The sequence below is a fragment of the Streptomyces sp. NPDC051214 genome, from assembly GCF_040682375.1.
Classification (GTDB): domain Bacteria; phylum Actinomycetota; class Actinomycetes; order Streptomycetales; family Streptomycetaceae; genus Streptomyces.
In genome coordinates, this window is record NZ_JBFBAT010000001.1 from 728,337 (window position 1) to 747,323 (window position 18,987).

Here is an 18,987-nt window from a genome sequence, read left to right on the forward strand (position 1 = left end):
CCCGCCCCGCCCGTGCCGTCCGCTCGTGGTCCCGACCGGATTCGAACCGGCGTATCCGCCTTGGCAAAGCGGCGAGTCTGCCTCTGCTCTACAGGACCCCACACCCGCGGACCAGGAGTGTTCGGCCCGCCCGCGCTCCCGGATCGTAACCGCACAAGACCCCCGTGCCGAACCGATTTACGACCGCCCGCCCTGGTGCAACGGTGGGCACGGGGGTGGAACCCATGGCGCAGACCCATGAGTGGATGTTCTACGAGGTCATGTGGCGCGGCTGGGCGGGACGGGCTCAGGTGCCCTACCCCGTTCCGTGGTGGGCCCAGGCGGCCTTCCGGCACTGGAGCGACGACTTCGACTCGGGAACCTATGAATCCAAGGAGGCCGCCTTCTCCTCCAACGCCCTGTACCGCTACTGGCACATGGTGGGCGTCAAGGACCACCGGCAGGAGTCCCTGATCGGGCAGGCGGGCGAGATCGAACCGGTCTACGACAAGTACTGCCTGTCCTTCTTCCTCTACTCACCGTCGACCGGCGCCGTCCGCCTTCCACAGCTGACGGACGCAGGGGCCGTCGGCCAGCGCATGGAGGCGCCGCATCTGCCGGTGGTCCTGACGACGTTCCGCACCGCCGACGGCACCGAGTTCGTGCAGCGCACCTTCGGGACGGCGATCGGTCCCCGGCAGCGGGACCTCGTCGTGACCCGGCTGACCGTGGGCAGCGCGACCGGGCAGCCGCGCGAGGGCTGGCTGTGCGCGGCCGTCATGCCCGCGGGGCCGAGCGGCTTCCAGCGGCACGACCGCAACGGCCGGCAGATCACCGACCGGCGCCTGACGTTCCTGCGCCATCTGCCCGACGAGGGGCGGGTGGAGACGAACTCGGGCTGGGGCCCGGTGTTCGACACGCCTCCCGAGCAGTTCGGCGTGTACGGCAACCCGGACTTCACGTACGACCCGGGCGCCTATCTGACCCGCAATCCGTTCCACGACCTCGTCACGGGCGGCAAGCTGAACGGCGCCGTGCAGGCGCAGGACCAGATCGCCGGGATGTGCAGTGCGGCGTTCGCCTGGCCCTACCGGATCACCGACGACGAGCTGTTCGAACTCGACGTGCGGCTTCCCGTCGACCTCTACAGCGGGTCCGCCGATCTCGCGGAGATCAAGGCCACTCCGGCCGCGGACCTGGAGGAGGCCAATCGGGTCTTCTGGACGGACAAGCTGATCGCGCGTGGGTTGCAGCCTCAACTGCCGCTGCCCGTATCCCACTTGGCCGACCAGTTCCGCCAGTGCCGTTCGCAGCTCCTGATCCTCTCCGACCACGGCGAGATCCACCCGGGGCCGACGGTGTACGACTCCTTCTGGATCCGTGACTCCTCCGTCGAGGCGACCGCGTGCTCGCTGGTCGGCGACGCGTCGCTGGCCGAGCGCCAGTTGGGCACGCACTATCCGCTCAAGTTCAACCGCGGCTCGGGCCGCATCGGGCCGTGCGCGGAGTACGGCTTCTTCGGCGGCCCGCACGAGAAGGACGACCGCGAGTGGGACAGCAACGGCCAGGCGCTGTGGGCGATCGGCCGCTTCGACCGGACGCACGGCCGTGCCACCGCGTTCGGCGCCAAGCTCTACACGCCGTACGTCATCGACGGCGCCCGGTGGCTGCGGGACAACCGCGACCAGAACGGCCTGCTGCACAGCGGCTGGAGCGCCGAACATCTCGGCGAGCGCCACAAGCCGCACTACTGGGATGACCTGTGGGGCCTGGCAGGACTCTACGAGGCCGCTCGGCTCGCGGAGCGGCTCGGCTCCCCCGACGTCCCCGAACTCTGGGGCGCTTTCGACGACTTGAAGCGGGCGACGGCCGCCTCGATCCGCTGGGTCCTGGAGGAGCAACGCAGGCATGGCGCCTGGGAGACGTACATCCCGACCGGGCCCGCCGACGTCGGGCGGCTCGACTCGACGATGATCGGCACGGCGGCGTTCTTCCACCCGCTGCGGCTGCACATGGGCAGCAAGCTGGGCGAGGACATCGACCGGGCGGCCCGCTGGACGCTCGACACGATGTACGCGCACTTCGTGACCGGCGGCTACCGCCACGAAGCGGCCTGGAACACCTACGGCCCCTATCTCACGACCCAGTTGGCGCACGCCTATCTGCTGGCCGGTGACACCGAGCGGATGGACGCACTGCTCGGCTGGATCATCGGTGCTTCGCTGCCGCGGACCGAGGAGCGCGCGGTGGCGCTCGGCGCGTGGAACGAGCAGCACGCCTTCCCCATCGCCTCCGACTACCGCGAAGTCCCGGGCCGTCACTGGTACATGGGGGACATCCCGCACGGCTGGGCGGCGGCGGAGTACCTGCTCCTGCTCCGCGACATCCTCTTCTTCGAGGCCGACGAGGACCGCGACCCGCACCTCTACATCGCCCCGGGCATACGCCCCCACTGGGTGCCGGACGGTGCCACGGTGGCCGTCGACGACGCCCCGAACCTGTTCGGCGCGCCCTTCGGCTACCGGCTCACCCACGACGCGGGCGGGCGGAAGGTGACCGTGGACATCACGCGGGCGCCGAAGCGGGTGCGGTACGTCTATCCGTGCCGGTTCGGCCCCGTGCGGACGGTCACGGCGGACGGCCGCGACCTGGCGGTGACGGGGGACGACGTACACGTTCCGGCGGGCACGAGGAGGTTCACGGTCACCTACGCCTGAGGTGACGCGCGCGTGAGGGGGTCAGGTGCGTCTGAGGCTGAGCCTCTCCTTCTCCGAGAGGCCGCCCCAGACGCCGAACCGCTCGTCATGGGCCAGGGCGTACTCGAGACACGCGGGGCGCATCTCGCAGAGCCGGCAGATGTACTTGGCCTCGCGCACCGAGCTGCCCGGTTCCGGGAAGAAGAACTCGGATCCGGTCTGGGCGCACAGGGCCTGCTCCTGCCAGGCGAGTTCCGGCTCGGCTGTCATGTCGATCTGCATGCCGCCGATGCTGGCAGGGCGCGCGAAACAGGAAATCAACGAACGATCAACGCTGCGACGTGCGCCGTTTCAGGCACCTGCATTGCGAAGTGACCCCTGCCTCCGCCCCATGGCCGCCGGCCTCACCCCGCGTCGGGCGCCTCCGGCTGCATCAGCGCGAAGCGCGCCCCCGAGGGATCGGCGAGCTTGGCGAAGCTGCCGACGCCCGCGAGGTCCATGCGCGCCATCCGCACCGTGCCCCCGGCGGGCTCGACCTGGGCCAGCACCGCGTCGATGTCGGTCACCTGGAAGTACGGAGTCCAGTACGCCCCTGCCTCGACTTCGTCCGGGGCGTCGGACAGCGGCCACAGGCCCCCGAACATGTCGTCCGCGGTGCCGCCCGCGGGGTGCACCATCGTGTACGAACCGCCCTCGAAGGCCTGGGTGGTGGCGCCCCAGCCGAACACGGATCCGTAGAACTCCTGGGCCGCCGTGATGTCCGGGGTGTAGAGCTCGGTCCAGCACATGCTGTTCGGCGCGTCGACCAGGTCGAGGCCCTTGTTCGTGCCCGGCTGCCACACCGCGAAGCCGACGCCCTGGGCGTCATTGAGGACAGCCATGCGACCCAGGTCGCCCACGTCCATCGCCTCGTACACCGTGCTGCCGCCGGCCTGCTCGACCGCTTTCACCGTCGCGTCGGCGTCCGTCGTCTTGAAATAGATCGTCCAGGCCGGAGGCGCCTGGTCGGCGGGGACGCTCATGGCGCCTGCCACGGTCTTCCCGTCCGCCTGATACATGCCGTATCCACCGAATTCGGCGCCACCGGAGCGGAACTCCCACCCGAACAGTGCGCCGTAGAAGGCGTGGACGCCTTCAAGATCCGGGGTGCCGAGGTCCACCCACGTGGGAGCGCCCGCGACATAACGGGTATTGAGCATGATCGACTCCTTTGTCGCATCTCTCTGCCGTCCTTCTGAGTCTGACACCCACCACTGACAGTGCGCGCGTGCTGCCACCTTGTGAAAGAAGCGAGATTCTGAGAGCGCTCTCAGCCACAACTCTTGACGGCCGAATGGGCCGACGCGACAGTGGTCGCACCACACGGCCACCACCCCCCACACGGCCGCATGACATCCCCCCACACATCCCGGGAGACCTTCCGTGATTTCGCGTCGAGTGTTCCTGTCCACTGCCGCCGGAGCCCTCACCTACCCCGTCTGGGGAAGCGTCCTCAGCCCCGGCGCCAAGGCAGCCCCCGCGACCTGTGAACTCGCCCTGCAGAACAAGTCGTTGCCCGGCGAGGTGCGGGCCTACGTCACCGGGCACGAGCAGGGCACCGACCGCTGGGTCCTGCTGAAGCCGGACGGGGGCGTCTACCGCCCCGACTCGCCGTCGGCCCCGCAGACTCCGCTGCCGGTCGACTGCGCGATTCCGCTGGGCGCGGCGGGTTCGGTGCCGAAGGTACTGACGCTGCCTCAGATGTACGGCGCGCGGGTCTACTTCGTGCGGGACGACAAGCTGGACTTCTTCCTGAACCCGGGCCCTTCGCTGGTCGAGCCCGCCTTCGCGACCAAGGAGGACGCCAACTACGGGCGCACCTGGTCGTTCTGCGAATTCACCTTCAACAGCTCGCAGTTGTACGCCAACATCAGCTACGTCGACCTCGTCACGGCCCTGCCCATCGGCCTGACCCTGGAGGGCGACGGCACGCACACGGTGGCCCCGCTGCCGGACGGCGCCGTCGACAAGATAGCCGCCGATCTCGTGGCCCAAGGGGAGAAGGACGGGCAGCCCTGGGGCGATCTGGTGATCCGCGGCGACGGCGACAAGGTGCTCCGGGTCATCTCGCCGCAGAACCTCATGGCCCCGTACTTCGACCGTCCCAACGAGATGCCGTTCCGGGACGTGTGGAACAGCTACATCGACGAGGCGTGGGAGAAGTACCGCGGCACCGACCTGAAGATCGACCTTCAGGGCGGCCGTGGCGTGTTCACGGGCCGCGTGAGCGGTGACACGCTGACGTTCAACGGCGGGCACACCTTCCCGAAGCCGACGTCCAAGGACATCTTCACCTGCAACCACGGGCCCTTCACCAACAACCCCGGGGACTCCGACGACAAGAAGGGCCTGCTCGCGCGGCTCGCGGCGGGCTTCAACCGCAGCATCATGCTGTCGCACGCACAGCAGCCGAACGGGGCCGGCGCGGGGGACTACTACAAGGGTGACGTGACCAACCACTGGGCCCGCGTGGTGCACGCGAACTCGCCCATCGGTTACGCGTTCCCGTACGACGACGTCCGGCCGGACGGCGAGCCCGATGTGTCCGGGGCGGCGCACGACGGCAACCCGCGCCGGTTCACGGTGAGCGTCGGCTCCTAGCAGCGGCTCCCTGGCGGACCCACCCCCCACACGTGCACCGCCCCGTCGCGCACTGGTCGCGACGGGGCGGCGTGCCGTCCGGCAGGGATCGCCCGCCGGTCCGGAGACCTACTTGCAGTGGTTGCCCGCTGCCGGGTTGAGCAGACCGACGACGTTCAGCGAGTTGCCGCACGCGTTGACCGGAACGTCCACGGGCACCTGGACGACGTTGCCGCTGAGGACGCCCGGCGACTTGTGAGCCGAGCCCTCGGCGTAGGCGCCGGGGCCGGGGTCGGCAGTGGCGGCGGCCGAACCGGCACCGCCGATGACGGTGACCGCGGCGAAGGCCGCTGCTGCCAGGATCGCGCACTTGCGCATGGTGTTACCTCCGGATGAGTGGAAGTGCTGAAGCGAGCCTCACCCGGCATCGATGCGACAAAAACACGGGTGGACCGTGCGGGGGAACGAGGGCACTCGTTCGTGGGATGGGAGGCGTTCCTGGGCCTCTGGGCGGGGGTGCCGGGTCGGGCCACCTGTCCGGCAGTCGGGGCGTTAGGAAGCGGGGGCCCGGTGGTGCGTGAGGGCTGGGCGCGGATCGCGGCCGACCGGCGCCGGTGAGCCGGACGGGGCGGGGTGGGACGCAGCCCGGAGCGGAGTGCTGTCGCTTTACGCCGAGCCCCGTCGCACCAGTTTTGTCGGGAGTACCACGCTTTTCGGGGGCAGGTCGTCGCGGGAGAGCAGCATGCGGGCCATGAGGCGGCCCATTTCCTCGATGTCCTGGCGCACCGTCGTCAACGGTGGGTCCACCTGCTCGGCCACCGCCAGCATGTCGTCGAAGCCCACCACCGCGACGTCCTCCGGCACCCGCTTCCCCCGCTCCCGCAGCACCCGCAGCGCTCCCGAAGCCGTCAGGTCGTTGGCGGCGAAGACCGCGTCCACGTCGGGGACGCGGTCCAAGAGCTCGCGCATCGCCCGCTCACCGCCCGCCGGGGTGAAGTCGCCGTGCGCGACGAACCTCTCCCCCGCCTCCGGAAGCACGTCACGGAAGCCGTCGAGGCGGTCCACGGCCGACGTCTGGTCGAGTGCGCCGCTGATGTGCGCGATCCGGGTGCGCCCCAGCGAGAGAAGGTGGCGGACCGCGTCCCTGGCCCCGCCGCGGTTGTCGCAGTCGACGTACGGAGTCGTCACCGTCCCGTCCGGCCATCCGGGCCGGCCGCCGAAGACCGTCGGCACCCCCGCGCCCTGGATGATGCCGGGCAGCGGATCGTCCAGGTGCAGGGAGAAGACGAGGGCGCCGTCCACATGGCCACCGGCCAGGTAGCGGCCGACCCGCTCGTGATCGTCCCGCCCCTCCGTGAGCAGCAGCACCAGCTGGACGTCACGCGACGTCAACTCCTTGCTGATGCCGCGCAGTTGCAGCGCGAAGAACGGGTCGGCGAAGACCCGGGTCTCCGGCTCCGCGATCACCACGGCGACCGCGTCGTGCCGGCGGGTCACCAGACTGCGGGCGGCACGGTTCGGGACGTAGCCGAGCTCGTCGACCGCCAGCCTGACCTTCTCGGCCAGCACCTCACGTACGCCCGTGTCGCCGTTGACGACACGGGACACCGTGGCCCGCGAGACCCCGGCTCGGGCGGCCACGGCCTCCAGGGTGGGGCGCGGGGCGACGCTCGACGGCTCGGTCACGTGGGGCTCCTCGGGGGCGGCTGGCTGGTGCGCCGGTCAGGATACGACCGGTGGGCGGGGGCGGGGGCACATCCCCCTGCCCCCGGCCCTCGTCATCCGCGCGCGTCCGCCCTGATCAGCTCGGCCGCCTTCTCCGCGAGCGCCACCGTCGGGGCGTGCGTGTGGCCGCGCGTGATCCGCGGCATGACGGAGGCGTCCACGACCCGCAGCGCCGACGTTCCCCGCACCCGAAGCCCCGGATCGGTGACGGAGGCGTCGTCGAGGCCCATCCGGCAGGTGCCGACCGGGTGGTAGAGGGTCTCGGAGGCCCCGCGGATCGTCCGGGCGAGCGTCGCGTCGTCGACCGTGCCCGGATGCGGCGCCAGCGGCCCCGACGTGTACGGGCCGAGGGCGGGCCCCGCGAGAAGCTCCTCGGCGCGGCGCACCCCGGCCACGAGCGTGCGAATGTCGGCCTCGGCCGACAGATATCCGGGGTCGATGAGCGGCGCGGAGCCGACGCCGGGGCCCCTCGGCGTGATCCGGCCCTCGCTCTCCGGCTGGAGCAGCACCACACCGATCGTGATGCCGTGTTCGGTGGGCGGGGTCAGGCCGTGGTGCACGAAGGGGACGGGGGCGTAGAGCAACTCGATGTCAGGGGCGGCCAGTTCCGGCCGCGTCTTGATGAAGGCGACGGCCTCGCCGACGTTCGACGTGAGCGGGCCACGCCCGCCGAGCAGGAAGCGGCCGACATTGGCGAGGGAGTCCGCGCCGGTCAGCGTGACGGGCTCCGGGCAGCGCATGGTCACCGCGTAGGCGAGATGGTCCTGGAGGTTGCGGCCCACGCCGCGGGACTCGATGCGTGGTTCGATGCCCGCCTTCGCGAGGTCGTCCGGGTCGCCGACGCCGGAGGCCTGGAGAAGCTGCGGGGAGCCGATGGCGCCCGCGCAGAGGAGCACCTCGCGGCGGGCGATCAGCTTGCCGGGGACGCCGTCGGCGATGACCCCGGCCACGCGCGTCCCGTCGAACTCCAGCCTGCGGACCCGCGCTTCGGTCAGGACGTCCAGGTTGCGGCGCCGCCTGGCCGGTTTCAGGTACCCGTCGGCGGCGCTCCACCGGCGCCCGCGGCGCTGGTTGACCGGGGTGAGCGCGAAGCCGCTGTGGTCCGGCTCGTTCAGCTCCGTCAGCTCGCGCAGGCCCGCGTCGCGGCAGGCGTCGAGGAACGCGCCGGTGGTGGGGTTGAGGGCGCGGGGCGGCGATATCCAGAGCGGCCCGTCACTGCCGTACACGCTGCCGGCGCCGGTCCCACCGGAGCCGGAGCCGGCGGAGGAGCCGCCGGAGTCACCCGTCCACCGCTCCGCGCGCCGGAAGTACGGTTCCAACGCGTCGTAGGACCACTCGGGCCCCGCGGCCTCGCCCCAGGCGTCGTAGTCGTCGCGGTGACCGCGCACCCACATCATGGCGTTCATCGAGGACGAGCCGCCCAGCGTGTGGCCGCGCGGCCAGTACAGCTCGCGGCCGTCGAGCGCGGACTGCTTCACGGTGGAGTAGTCCCAGTCGTAGGGCGTCTTGAAGAGCTTCGGGAAAGCCGCCGGGATGCGGATCTCGGGCTTCCGGTCGCGTGGCCCCGACTCGACGAGCGCCACCCGCACCGCGGGGTCCTCGGAGAGCCGCGCGGCGAGGACGCACCCCGCGGAACCGGCACCGACGATGACGTAGTCGTACACGCTGTCCTTGCTCAACTCGACTCCCTTGAATGGCAGTTCACGGAGGGATGCGCACAGGGGACGTACGGGTGCTGCGCATGGATGACGCGTACAAGGAGTACACCCAACGTGGACCTCTGGGTAAAGGGATGACGCGAGGATCGGCCTGTCCCACACGATCTCCACATGACGAACAGAAAGGGCGACGCCGAGCACCGCACCGGGCCGACCGTCAAGAGCGCTCAAACCGTCTCCCAGCCCCATGCGCCGGAGACACCGAAGACCCCCGAAGACCCCGCTCACCCCGTACGCACGACTGCCCCGCAGGACGACGCGCTGCCCGACGGCGGCTTCGTCCCCCCTGTGCCTCGGACAAGCACCATGAGGCGTGACAGGCGGTGACGCTCAGCGCCAAGGACGCCCGTCGCTCATGTGCTGCGGTCGCACCCCGGGGCGACCCGGCGAAGAATGGCCGTGTACGGCAATTCGACCATGGCAGGCTGCGCACAGCCGCTGTGCGGCCCGCCGGACGGGACGATCCTCGTGACAACCTCCCCCTTCGGGTCCGGCGACCCGTTCTCCGATCTCTTCAACCGCTTCTTCGGCACGAGTCCGGCAGCCTCGCCGCCGGCCGTGCAGCGCGTGCCCATCGGGCGACTGCTCAGTGATTCCTCGCACGAGCTGCTGGGGGCGGCAGGCGGCCGGGCGTCCGAGGACGGGTCCGATCTCGACACCGTGCACCTACTGTGGGCCGCCACGCAGGTGCCGGCCGCCCGGCAGATCCTGGAGCAGGCGGGCGCCGATCCGGACCAGCTGGCTGCGGACCTGCAGGAGAACCTCCCCACCGGCACCGAACCCGGCGACCCCGGCCTCACACCGGCGGCGAAGCGCGCTCTGCTTGCCGCCCACGCCCGCTCCCAGGCGACCGGTGCCTCGTACATCGGTCCGGAGCACATCCTCGCCGCCTTGCTGGAAGATTCCGGCCTCGCCCGCACGCTGGGATCCGAGGGAGTCTCCTCCGGTCTGCTGAACGGCGGCGAAGCAGGCCGGAAGGCGCCGTCGGGCGAGCACAGCGACACCCCGACCTTGGACGAGTACGGGCGCGACCTCACCGTCGAGGCCCGCAGCGGACGTCTCGACCCGGTGGTCGGCCGCGCCGAGGAGATCGAGCAGACCGTGGAGGTGCTTTCCCGGCGCACCAAGAACAACCCCGTCCTCATCGGCGATCCCGGAGTCGGCAAGACCGCCATCGTCGAAGGACTGGCGCAGCGGATCGTCGCCGAAGAGGTCCCGAAGGCCCTGCGCGACCGCCGCGTCGTGAGCCTCGACATGGCCGGTCTGGTCGCAGGATCCAAGTACCGGGGAGAGTTCGAGGAGCGGCTGAAGAAGGTGATCGACGAGGTCACGGAGGCCGAGAGCGGCATCATCCTGTTCATCGACGAACTGCACACGGTCGTCGGCGCGGGTGGAGGCGGCGAGGGTGCCATGGACGCCGGCAACATTCTCAAGCCCGCGCTCGCCCGGGGCGACCTCAGCGTCGTCGGCGCCACCACCATCGACGAGTACCGCCGGTACATCGAGAAGGACGCCGCGCTCGAACGTCGCTTCCAGCCGGTCATGGTGCGCGAGCCCACCGTCGAGGAGACGGTACAGATCCTCAGCGGGCTTCGCGACTCCTACGAGGCCCACCACCAGGTCCGTTACACGGACGAGGCCCTGGACGCCGCGGCCGCCCTGTCCGACCGCTACATCACCGACCGGTTCCTGCCCGACAAGGCGATCGACCTCATGGACCAGGCAGGAGCACGCGTGGGACTGCGCCGCCTCGGTGCCCCGACCGGGGCCGCGAGCATCGAGGACCGCCTCACCAAACTGCGCAGGGAGAAGGACGAGGCCGTCAGCACCGAGGACTACGAACGCGCCGCACAGCTCAAGGACCAGATCCGGCAGGTGGAGCGGGAACTCGCCGAGGTCGGCGGGGAGCGGGAGGAGGCCGGGAGTGTGACGGCCGAGGACATCGCCGATGTGCTCTCCGCGCGCACCGGCATCCCCGTCTCCCAGCTCACCGAGACCGAGCGCGAGCGGCTCACGAAGCTCGAGGAGGCCCTGCACGAGCGCGTGGTCGGCCAGGAAGAGGCAGTCACCGCCGTGTCCCAGGCCGTGCGCCGCGGCCGGGCGGGCATGGGAGACCCCGATCGGCCCACCGGCAGCTTCCTCTTCCTGGGACCCACGGGAGTCGGCAAGACGGAACTGGCCAAGGCACTCGCTGAACTGCTCTTCGGAGACGCCGACCGGATGGTCCGCTTCGACATGAGCGAGTTCCAGGAGAAGCACACCGTCTCCCGGCTCGTCGGCTCCCCGCCCGGATACGTCGGCTACGAGGAGGCCGGGCAGCTCACCGAGGTGGTGCGCCGCAAGCCGTACAGCGTCGTGCTGTTCGACGAGGTCGAAAAAGCCCACCCCGACGTCTTCAACCTGCTGCTGCAGGTGCTGGACGACGGGCGGCTCACCGACGCCCAGGGACGCACGATCGACTTCCGGCACACCGTGGTCATCATGACCAGCAACATCGCCTCCCAGCGCATCCTGGACCACCAAGGGGCAGTCGAGGACATCAGGGATGACCTGATGTCCGAACTGCAGGCGCACTTCCGGCCCGAGTTCCTCAACCGCATCGACGAGATCATCGTCTTCCACGTCCTGTCCCGGGCGGACCTGGTGCGCATCGTCGACCTGTTGCTGGAACGCAGCCGTCGCAGGCTGCACGCCCAGCAGATCAACCTCGAGGTCACCGAGACGGCCAAGGAGTGGCTGGCCAACCGTGGCTACCAGCCCGAGTTCGGAGCCCGGCCGCTGCGCCGCACCATCCAGACGGAGCTCGACAACCGTCTTTCGAACATGCTGCTCAGCGGCTCGGTCAATCCGGACGACACCGTCATCGCCGATGTCAAGGACGGCGAGCTGGCACTGACCCTCGGTCCGGCGGCCGACTCGGGGGGCGCGGTCGAGCCGGAGGCGGACACGGCAAGCTGACACGGCAAGCTCGGCGGAGTAGCCCCCCCGGAGCGGGTGTTCGCGGTGGTCGAAGAGAAGGGTCGTGCCATGCGGGTGTCGTCCCAGGGCGTTACCGTCGTGGCTCTCCTGGCGGACCCGGACGCGCCGACGGAGATCGCCCAGCGCATGGCCCGGACACTCCCTGCTCGGCTCGCCGACAAGGCAGGCCCGGGGCGACGGTTCGACGTCGAGGTGGTCAGTGAACCCTTCTCCGCGGGGACCGAGGACCTGCCCACCTTGATGCGCCGGATCACGGACCGTGGACGTGCGGAGAACTGGGATGTCGTTGTGGCCCTCACCGACCTTCCGCTGCACTCACACGGGCGCAGACTCGCCGCGCGTCTGAGTCACGAACACGGCCTGGCGCTGCTGTCTCTGCCTGCACTGGGAGGCTGGCGGCTGCAGACGAGAGCCCGGCGGGCCGTGGAGGAAGCCGTGCTCGGCTTGGCGGGTCCGCGGGCCACTGAGGCCGAAGAACCCACGAGTCAGCCGCTTCTGGGCCCCTGCGCCGGTCGTCTCACGCCTGTCCGTCCGGGCCCGATCGGTGAGGAGGAGGCCGCCGATCTTGCCGATCTTCGGTACGTCGTCAATGGGCCCCGCGGATACCTGAGGGTGCTCGTCGGCATGGTCCGCGCCAACCGGCCATGGCGGTTGGTGCCCGGCTTGTCGAAAGCCTTGGCGGCCGCACTCGCCACAGGAGCGGTCGCCACCGTGAACTCCACCACCTGGAGCCTGGCCGAGGCCCTGAGCGCGCCACGCCTCGTGATCGCCATGGTCGGGTCCGTCGGGCTCATGATCGGCTGGCTGATCGTGGACGGGGAGCTGTGGCATCGATCGGCGGAGGGCTCGCCTGAGGCGCGGCAGAAGGCGAGGCTCTACAACGCCTCGACGGTCATGACCGTGGGCATCGGTGTGCTCGTCTGCTACGGGAGCTTGATCGTCATCAACCTGGCGTGGGCGCTGTTCATCCTGAACGACCAAGTGTTCGCCTCCATGACACGAACACCGCTGCACGCCGCGGAGTACGTGACGTTGTCCTGGTTCGTCGCTTCGGTCGCCACCGTGGGCGGCGCCCTGGGATCAGGATTGGAGAGCGACGAGGCGATCCGTGCGGCCGCCTACTCCAAGCGCGAACAGGAACGTCGGCACATGCTCCGAGACGACCACGGTGATCAGACCTCGAAGTGAACCGACACCGATCAGCCCACAGAACTCCTCGGGATCGCTCGTCTAGCCGTGATCGTGCCCGGACGCACCCGACTTCGCCCCGCCGGAGTCACCGGAGCCGGCCGACCCGCCGGACTTCTTCGCCGCCGAAGGATGGTGCGGCTCGTAGTCCGGGATGGTGCCGTCCGCCTTTTTCACCAGGAAGTACCCGGCCATGCCCATGTCGGAGTGGCTCTGCACATGGCAGTGGTACATCCACGCGCCCGCGCCCACCCCCTCCCCCGCGATGACCTGGAAGCCGAAGGAGTCCCCGGGCCCGGTGATCTTGTCGTCGAGGACCTGGCTCGGGTCGTCGGGGCCGGTCAGCAGGCCCGTGCGGTTGTCCGCCCAGCGGTGACCGTGGACGTGGAACGTGTGGTAGTACTCGCCGTGCGTGATCGAGATGAACTCGATCCGATCACCCACCGTGGCCTCGAAGTTGGGGCTGTCGTGCCCGGCCTTGTTGTTGATCGTCATGTCGTTGAAGACGATCGTGAACGTCTTGTCCGGCAGCAGGTCACCCTTGCGCCGCACGACCAGCGCGCCGTAGAGCCCCTTGCGCACACCGCCCGTCCCGTGATCGGTGCCGACGACGTGGTCGTGGTAGTGCCAGTAGCCCGCCGTGCCCGGCCGCCAGGTGCCGTCCTTGCGGCGGCCCGGGGCGTGGGTGCGCCAGGTGTAGGTCCGCTTGCCGCCGGGCTCGACGTGGCTCTTGGTGTGTCTGGTGCCGTCGCTGGAGATCTCGTAGTCCATGCCGTGGACGTGCAGGCTGGCGTCCACGTCCATCGTGTTCTCGAACTCGATGTGCAGGGTGTCGCCCTCGTTCAGCTCGATGAGCGGGCCGGGGATGGACGCCTTGCCCTTCTCCAGGCCGTAGCCCATCTGCCCGTCCGGCAGCTTCTCGGCGTACATCTTGATGCGGCGCACCTCGCCGCCCGCGGGGGCGGTCTTGGGCCCTTCGGCCGTGCTCGCCTCGGGCGCGGTGGCCAGCGACAACGATGTCACGCCGGCCGTCGCGACCGCTCCGCCCACGAGCATCCGTCGGTTGAAGCTCCGTCGGTCCATGCCGAACTCCCCACTGCGGTACGGAGACTGACGGGGCGCAGGTGGCCCCCGGGACGGCCACACGGTATCGGGGGGAGCTTCGTTTATCCACACGCAGGACAAAGTTCGCGGTATTCCGTCCGTACCTATTGGCGAGTGGCAAAAAGAGGTCTAGCTTCATCCGCGCCTGTTGCTGTGACCGACGAGGGGTGGGTGTACTCATGCGGCTCACACCGCATCAAGAGCCCTTGGCTGTACGAGGGTTGAGCAGAGCCAGACGCAGACCGAACCGCGACGACCGGAACCGGAGCCGCTCACGGCGCGCCTGGGCCGCGGCCCTGATCTCCGGGGTCATGGTCACCGGCGCGCTCTCCACACAGGCCGCCACCGCGCGGCCCTATCCCGAGCCACCGTTGACAACGATGTCCCTGCCGTCACCGCCCGGCCAGGCGAACGTGCGCGTCCTCGTCTTCCACGGCTCGGCGGCGGACGGCGACGAGTCGCCCGTCGTGAACGCCGGCATCGAGGCCATCGAGAAGATCGGCCAGAGCGGCCCGGCCGCCGAGCGGTTCAAGATCGTGGCGACCGACGATGCCTCGGTCTTCACGAACGAGGCCAAGCTCGGCAAGTTCAACGCCGTGGCCTTCCTGACCGGCGGCGGCGACGTCCTGGACGCCGAGCAGGAAGCCGGCCTCGAGGCCTTCATGGAGGCGGGCGGCGGTTTCGTCGGCATCCATGATGCGGCCCGCGCCGAGCCGTACTCGTCCTGGTTCACCGGCCTGATCGGTGCCCGCCCGGCAGACTCCAGCCCGACGAACGTGCAGCGCGCCACCGTCGAGGTCGGCGACCGGGAGAATCCGGCCACCAAGGACCTGCCCCTGGAGTGGAAGCGCCCCGACCAGTGGCTGAACTGGACCAAGAACCCGACCGGCGAGGTCCACACCGTGGCCCGCGTGCGGGAGTCCACCTATCAGCCGGGCGCGAGCAAGAACGGCGCCGACCACCCGGTCTCCTGGTGCCGTGACTACGACGGCGGGCGCTCCTTCTACACCGGCATGGGCGGCACGGCGGCCTCGTACGACGAGACCGACTTCCGTCAGCACCTGCGCGGCGCCCTGCTCTGGACGAGCCGCATCGCCCGCGCCGACTGCAAGTCGACCATCACCGCCAACTACAAGGCGTCGCGCCTGACCCAGCCCAACCAGCCGGGCCAGAACGACCAGATCGGCGAGCCGCACGGCCTGGTCACCGCGCCCGACGGCCGTGTCTTCTACATCGGCCGCGGCGGCGCCGACTCGTCCCAGCCGGTCGTCACCGACTGGAACAACCCGGACATCGGCAAGGGCAAGGGCGAGATCCACGTCTACGACCCCAAGACCAAGAAGACGACCCTCGCCGGAGCGCTGACGATCTTCGGCAACAAGGGCGGCGGCGATGAGCTGATCAAGGTCGAGGAGGGCCTGCTCGGCATCGAGCTGGACCCCAAGTTCGAGCAGAACGGCTGGGTGTACCTGCACTACACACCCCACTCGAAGATCAACCGTGAGACGCACATGGCCGAGCGCTACGTCTCGCGCTTCACGCTCGACCAGACCACGAACAAGCTGGACCTCGCCAGCGAGAAGGTCCTGCTCAAGTGGCCGGTGCAGATCCACAGTTGCTGCCACGCGGGTGGCGGCATGGCGTGGGACTCCAAGAACAACCTGTACATCGCGACCGGTGACAACAACTCGTCGGGCTTCAGCAACGGATACTCGGGCAACAACCCGGAGCCCAACTTCAAGGGTGTCTCCTTCGCCGACGCGCGCCGCACGGCGGGCAACACCAACAACCTCAACGGCAAGATCCTGCGCATCCACCCCGAGGCCGACGGGACGTACACGCTCCCGGAGGGCAACCTCTTCACCGGCAAGGAGCCGGACGAGGGCGGCGGCAAGACGCGCGGCGAGATCTATGTGATGGGTGTCCGCAACCCGGCGCGCATCTCCGTCGACAAGAAGACCGACACGCTGTACGCGGGCTGGGTCGGCCCGGACGCGGGCGCGCCGTCGACGACGTGGGGCCCGGCGAAGTACGACACGTTCGCCGCCATCACCCACGCCTCCAACCGCGGCTGGCCGTACTGCATGGGCAACAACCAGCCCTACCGCGACCGCAATCTGCCGGATCCGACGAAGCCGCTCGGCTGGTACGACTGCAAGAACCTCAAGAACGAGTCGCCCAACAACGACGGCCTGGTGAACATCCCGCCGGCCGAGCCGAACAACATCTGGTACTCGCCGCAGGGCGGTGGCGTCGACTACCCGCGCGACGCGAACGGTGTCCCGAGCTACAAGACGGAGGAGCAGAAGATCCTCCTGCCGTGGCTCAAGGGCGGCGGCCAGGCCACGATGAACGGCCCGGTCTACCGCTACGACGCCGCCAACACCAGCGCGGACAAGTGGCCTTCGTACTGGGACGGCAAGTGGTTCGTCGGTGACTTCTACGACGCCGACCAGCCCCGGCACGCGGTCCTGACCGACCCGAAGACGGTCGGCAAGGGCGGACTGCCCACGCACGCCGAGTCCCTGAAGAAGATCATCCCCATCGGCAACGACGGCATCAAGAACCTCATGGACTGGAAGTTCGCCCCGGACGGCTCGCTCTATGTCCTCGACTACGGCCGCGGGTTCTTCACCTCGGACTCCAAGTCGGCGCTGTGGCGCGTCACTTATTCGGGCGGCGCGGCCACTCCGGCCGCCAAGGACCTCGCAAGGAAGGCCGGATGATGCGGGCGGTACGCAAGCGAAGACTCTGGACGGCGCTTCTCGCGTCGCTCCTGATGGTGCTCGGCCTGACCTCCACGGCGGCGAGCCAGCCCGACAACCCGGGCCGTGCGGCGGCCCAGACCCTGACCTGGACCGCGGACAACGCGATCGACAAGTACGCCTCCGCGCCCACCACGGCGGTCGCGGGAGCGACGACGATCGTCTTCGAGAACAGTGAGGCGACCGGCAACACCACCGGCATGCCGCACACGCTGACGTTCGACGTCTCGGACCCCGAGTACAACAACGACGTACCGCTGAACATCCTGGCCAACCCGAACGACGACCAGGGCGGCAAGCACACGGCCGAGGTCACCCTGACGCCCGGCCGGTACCGCTACCACTGCACGATCCCCGGCCACGGCTCCATGCAGGGCATCCTCGTGGTGACCGAGGGCGGCAGCGAGGACACCACCGCTCCCGAGACCGCCGCCAAGGTCGAAGGGCAGACCAACTCCGATGGCGCCTACGTCGGTTCCGCCACCGTCGCGGTGACGGCGACCGACGAGGGTTCGGGCGTCGACAAGACCGAGTTCGCCGTCGGGGCGGACGGCCCCTGGCAGCCGTACACGGCGCCCGTGGTCGTCGACCAGGTCGGCACCCACAAGATCCGCTATCGCGCGAGCGACAAGGCGGGCAACGTGGCGGCGGAGAAATCCGTCGACTTCACGGTGGCCCCGCCGTCGAGCGACGACAAGACGCCACCGGAGACCTCGGCCACGGTGACCGGCGAGAAGAACGACAAGGGTGAGTACGTCGGGATGGCGACCGTCACCGTGACGGCGTCCGACACCGGCTCCGGCGTCAACAAGATCGAGTACGCGGTCGGTGACGGCGGCGCGTGGACGGCCTACAGCGCGCCGGTCATGGTGCACGCGGCGGGCGCCCACAAGATCCGCTACCGCGCGTCGGACAAGGCGGGCAACCAGGCCGCCGAGAAGTCCGTCGAGTTCACCGTGGTCACGCCGCCGGTCGAGGACAAGACACCGCCGGAGACCACCGCCAAGGTCGACGGCACCAAGAACTCGGACGGCGCGTACGTCGGCAAGGCGAAGGTGTCGGTCACCGCGACCGACGCCGACTCCGGTGTCGACAAGGTCGAGTACTCGCTGGACGGCGGTCCGTATCTCGCGTACGCCGACCCGGTGGTCGTCGACCGCGTGGGCCGGCACACGGTGGCCTACCGCGCGAGCGACAAGGCGGGCAACACCTCGGCGGCCAAGGACGTCTCCTTCACCGTCGCGGAGGGCGGCGGGGTCCCGGCCCCCAACTGCGCCGAGTTCGACGAGCGTCTGACGGTCATCGTCGGCACGGTCGACACGGGCATCCCGAACCGCGTCACGAACAACCGGTGCCGCATCAACGAGATGATCGAGGACGAGAAGGAGTGGACGTCCCACGCGCTCTTCCTGAAGCACGTCAAGAGCGTCACGGACAAGCTCCTGAAGGCCGGCGAGATCGACCAGCGTGAGTACAACAAGATCAACAAGGCCGCCAAGCAGTCCGGCATCGGCAAGCCGGGCCAGACCGAGGGCTACCGCAAGATCTTCGACGGTACCCAGGAGTCCCTGAACAAGTGGGAGCAGGTCGGTGGCGGCAAGTTCGGCCTGAACGCGGACGGTTCGATCACCAGCAGCACCACCGTGCAGGGCATGGGCATGCTGTGGTTCCCCCAGCGCAAGTACGGTGACTTCTCGCTGAAGCTCCAGTGGCGGGACGACGCGCCGGGCAACGGCAACGCCAACGGCGGCGCCTTCGTGCGCTTCCCGCAGGTCCACGACCACCCGGAGGAGTCACGTCCGGAGTGGGTCGCCATCAAGTACGGGCACGAGGTGCAGATGCTCGACCGGCCTGACGGCGACATGTACAAGACGGGGTCGATCTACGGCTTCGACCGGGTGGGGCTCGGCGGCGCCGGCGTCACCCCGAAGGGCACGTGGAACGACTACGAGATCAAGGTGGTGGACCAGCACTACTCGATCTACCGCAACGGCGTCCTGATCAACGAGTTCGACAACACGGGCGGCCAGGTCTTCACGCCGCCGCGTGGCGACGACCCCGGCACGGACGGACGGCGTTACTCGTCCGGCTACGTCGGGCTCCAGGTGCACGGGGTCACGGATGTGATCTCGTACCGCGACATCAGGATCAAGGAGCTGTAGTCACCCTGGGCCTCCGCGACTGATCGCATCCCACCGCGGCGCCCTCGTCCCT

12 protein-coding genes and 1 tRNA gene are annotated in these 18,987 nt (G+C 69.5%); 6 read left to right on the forward strand and 7 right to left on the reverse strand.

The genetic code is table 11. From position 1 onward, the window contains the following. Nucleotides 1–26 precede the first annotated feature (26 nt). Nucleotides 27–98, reverse strand: a tRNA-Gly gene (locus AB0M70_RS03315). 126 nt (nt 99–224) lie between these two features. Between AB0M70_RS03315 and AB0M70_RS03320 the strand changes: the two genes are divergently transcribed. Continuing rightward, nucleotides 225–2,696, forward strand: a complete 2,472-nt coding sequence (locus AB0M70_RS03320) for a hypothetical protein (protein WP_365815773.1) — start codon at nt 225–227, stop codon at nt 2,694–2,696. Nucleotides 2,697–2,717: 21 nt separating this feature from the next. On the opposite strand, the gene AB0M70_RS03325 is transcribed toward AB0M70_RS03320, so the two are convergent. Together AB0M70_RS03325 and AB0M70_RS03330 are read right to left on the reverse strand one after the other, a co-directional pair. Beyond that, nucleotides 2,718–2,957: a WhiB family transcriptional regulator gene (locus tag AB0M70_RS03325; RefSeq protein WP_363314455.1), complete on the reverse strand. Its 240-nt coding sequence runs from the start codon at nt 2,955–2,957 to the stop codon at nt 2,718–2,720. A 122-nt stretch (nt 2,958–3,079) separates the two neighbouring features. Further along, complete coding sequence (locus tag AB0M70_RS03330; RefSeq protein ID WP_365815775.1) at nt 3,080–3,874, reverse strand: VOC family protein; 795 nt, start codon at nt 3,872–3,874, stop codon at nt 3,080–3,082. Nucleotides 3,875–4,097: 223 nt separating this feature from the next. Here AB0M70_RS03330 and AB0M70_RS03335 point away from each other — a divergent pair, with 223 nt between their 5' ends. Continuing rightward, the gene (locus tag AB0M70_RS03335; RefSeq protein WP_365815777.1) at nt 4,098–5,315 is read left to right on the forward strand and encodes a glycoside hydrolase family 64 protein; all 1,218 of its coding nucleotides are present in this window, start codon (nt 4,098–4,100) and stop codon (nt 5,313–5,315) included. A gap of 108 nt (nt 5,316–5,423) precedes the next feature. On the opposite strand, the gene AB0M70_RS03340 is transcribed toward AB0M70_RS03335, so the two are convergent. From AB0M70_RS03340 to AB0M70_RS03350, 3 genes are all read right to left on the reverse strand, one after another. Next, nucleotides 5,424–5,672, reverse strand: a complete 249-nt coding sequence (locus tag AB0M70_RS03340) for a chaplin (protein WP_365815779.1) — start codon at nt 5,670–5,672, stop codon at nt 5,424–5,426. 288 nt (nt 5,673–5,960) lie between these two features. Beyond that, a complete protein-coding gene (locus AB0M70_RS03345) occupies nt 5,961–6,980 on the reverse strand; it encodes a LacI family DNA-binding transcriptional regulator (RefSeq protein ID WP_365815781.1) in 1,020 nt (339 codons plus the stop codon). Nucleotides 6,981–7,072: 92 nt separating this feature from the next. Further along, nucleotides 7,073–8,698 (reverse strand): GMC family oxidoreductase N-terminal domain-containing protein, encoded by a 1,626-nt coding sequence (locus AB0M70_RS03350; RefSeq protein ID WP_365815783.1) that lies wholly within the window; start codon nt 8,696–8,698, stop codon nt 7,073–7,075. A 507-nt stretch (nt 8,699–9,205) separates the two neighbouring features. Between AB0M70_RS03350 and AB0M70_RS03355 the strand changes: the two genes are divergently transcribed. Then, nucleotides 9,206–11,695, forward strand: a complete 2,490-nt coding sequence (locus AB0M70_RS03355) for an ATP-dependent Clp protease ATP-binding subunit (protein ID WP_365816289.1) — start codon at nt 9,206–9,208, stop codon at nt 11,693–11,695. Between the two features lie 69 nt (nt 11,696–11,764). Continuing rightward, complete coding sequence (locus tag AB0M70_RS03360; RefSeq protein WP_365815785.1) at nt 11,765–12,904, forward strand: hypothetical protein; 1,140 nt, start codon at nt 11,765–11,767, stop codon at nt 12,902–12,904. A 42-nt stretch (nt 12,905–12,946) separates the two neighbouring features. Here the strand turns inward: AB0M70_RS03360 and AB0M70_RS03365 are convergent, their stop codons facing one another. After that, a complete protein-coding gene (locus AB0M70_RS03365; RefSeq protein WP_365815787.1) occupies nt 12,947–13,987 on the reverse strand; it encodes a multicopper oxidase domain-containing protein in 1,041 nt (346 codons plus the stop codon). A 332-nt stretch (nt 13,988–14,319) separates the two neighbouring features. Between AB0M70_RS03365 and AB0M70_RS03370 the strand changes: the two genes are divergently transcribed. Both AB0M70_RS03370 and AB0M70_RS03375 read left to right on the forward strand, forming a co-directional pair. Further along, nucleotides 14,320–16,734, forward strand: a complete 2,415-nt coding sequence (locus AB0M70_RS03370; RefSeq protein WP_365816291.1) for a ThuA domain-containing protein — start codon at nt 14,320–14,322, stop codon at nt 16,732–16,734. Then, nucleotides 16,734–18,935, forward strand: coding sequence for a family 16 glycoside hydrolase (locus AB0M70_RS03375; RefSeq protein ID WP_365816293.1), 2,202 nt, complete (start codon nt 16,734–16,736; stop codon nt 18,933–18,935). The genes AB0M70_RS03370 and AB0M70_RS03375 overlap by 1 nt, the downstream gene beginning before the upstream one ends. Nucleotides 18,936–18,987: the final 52 nt, after the last annotated feature.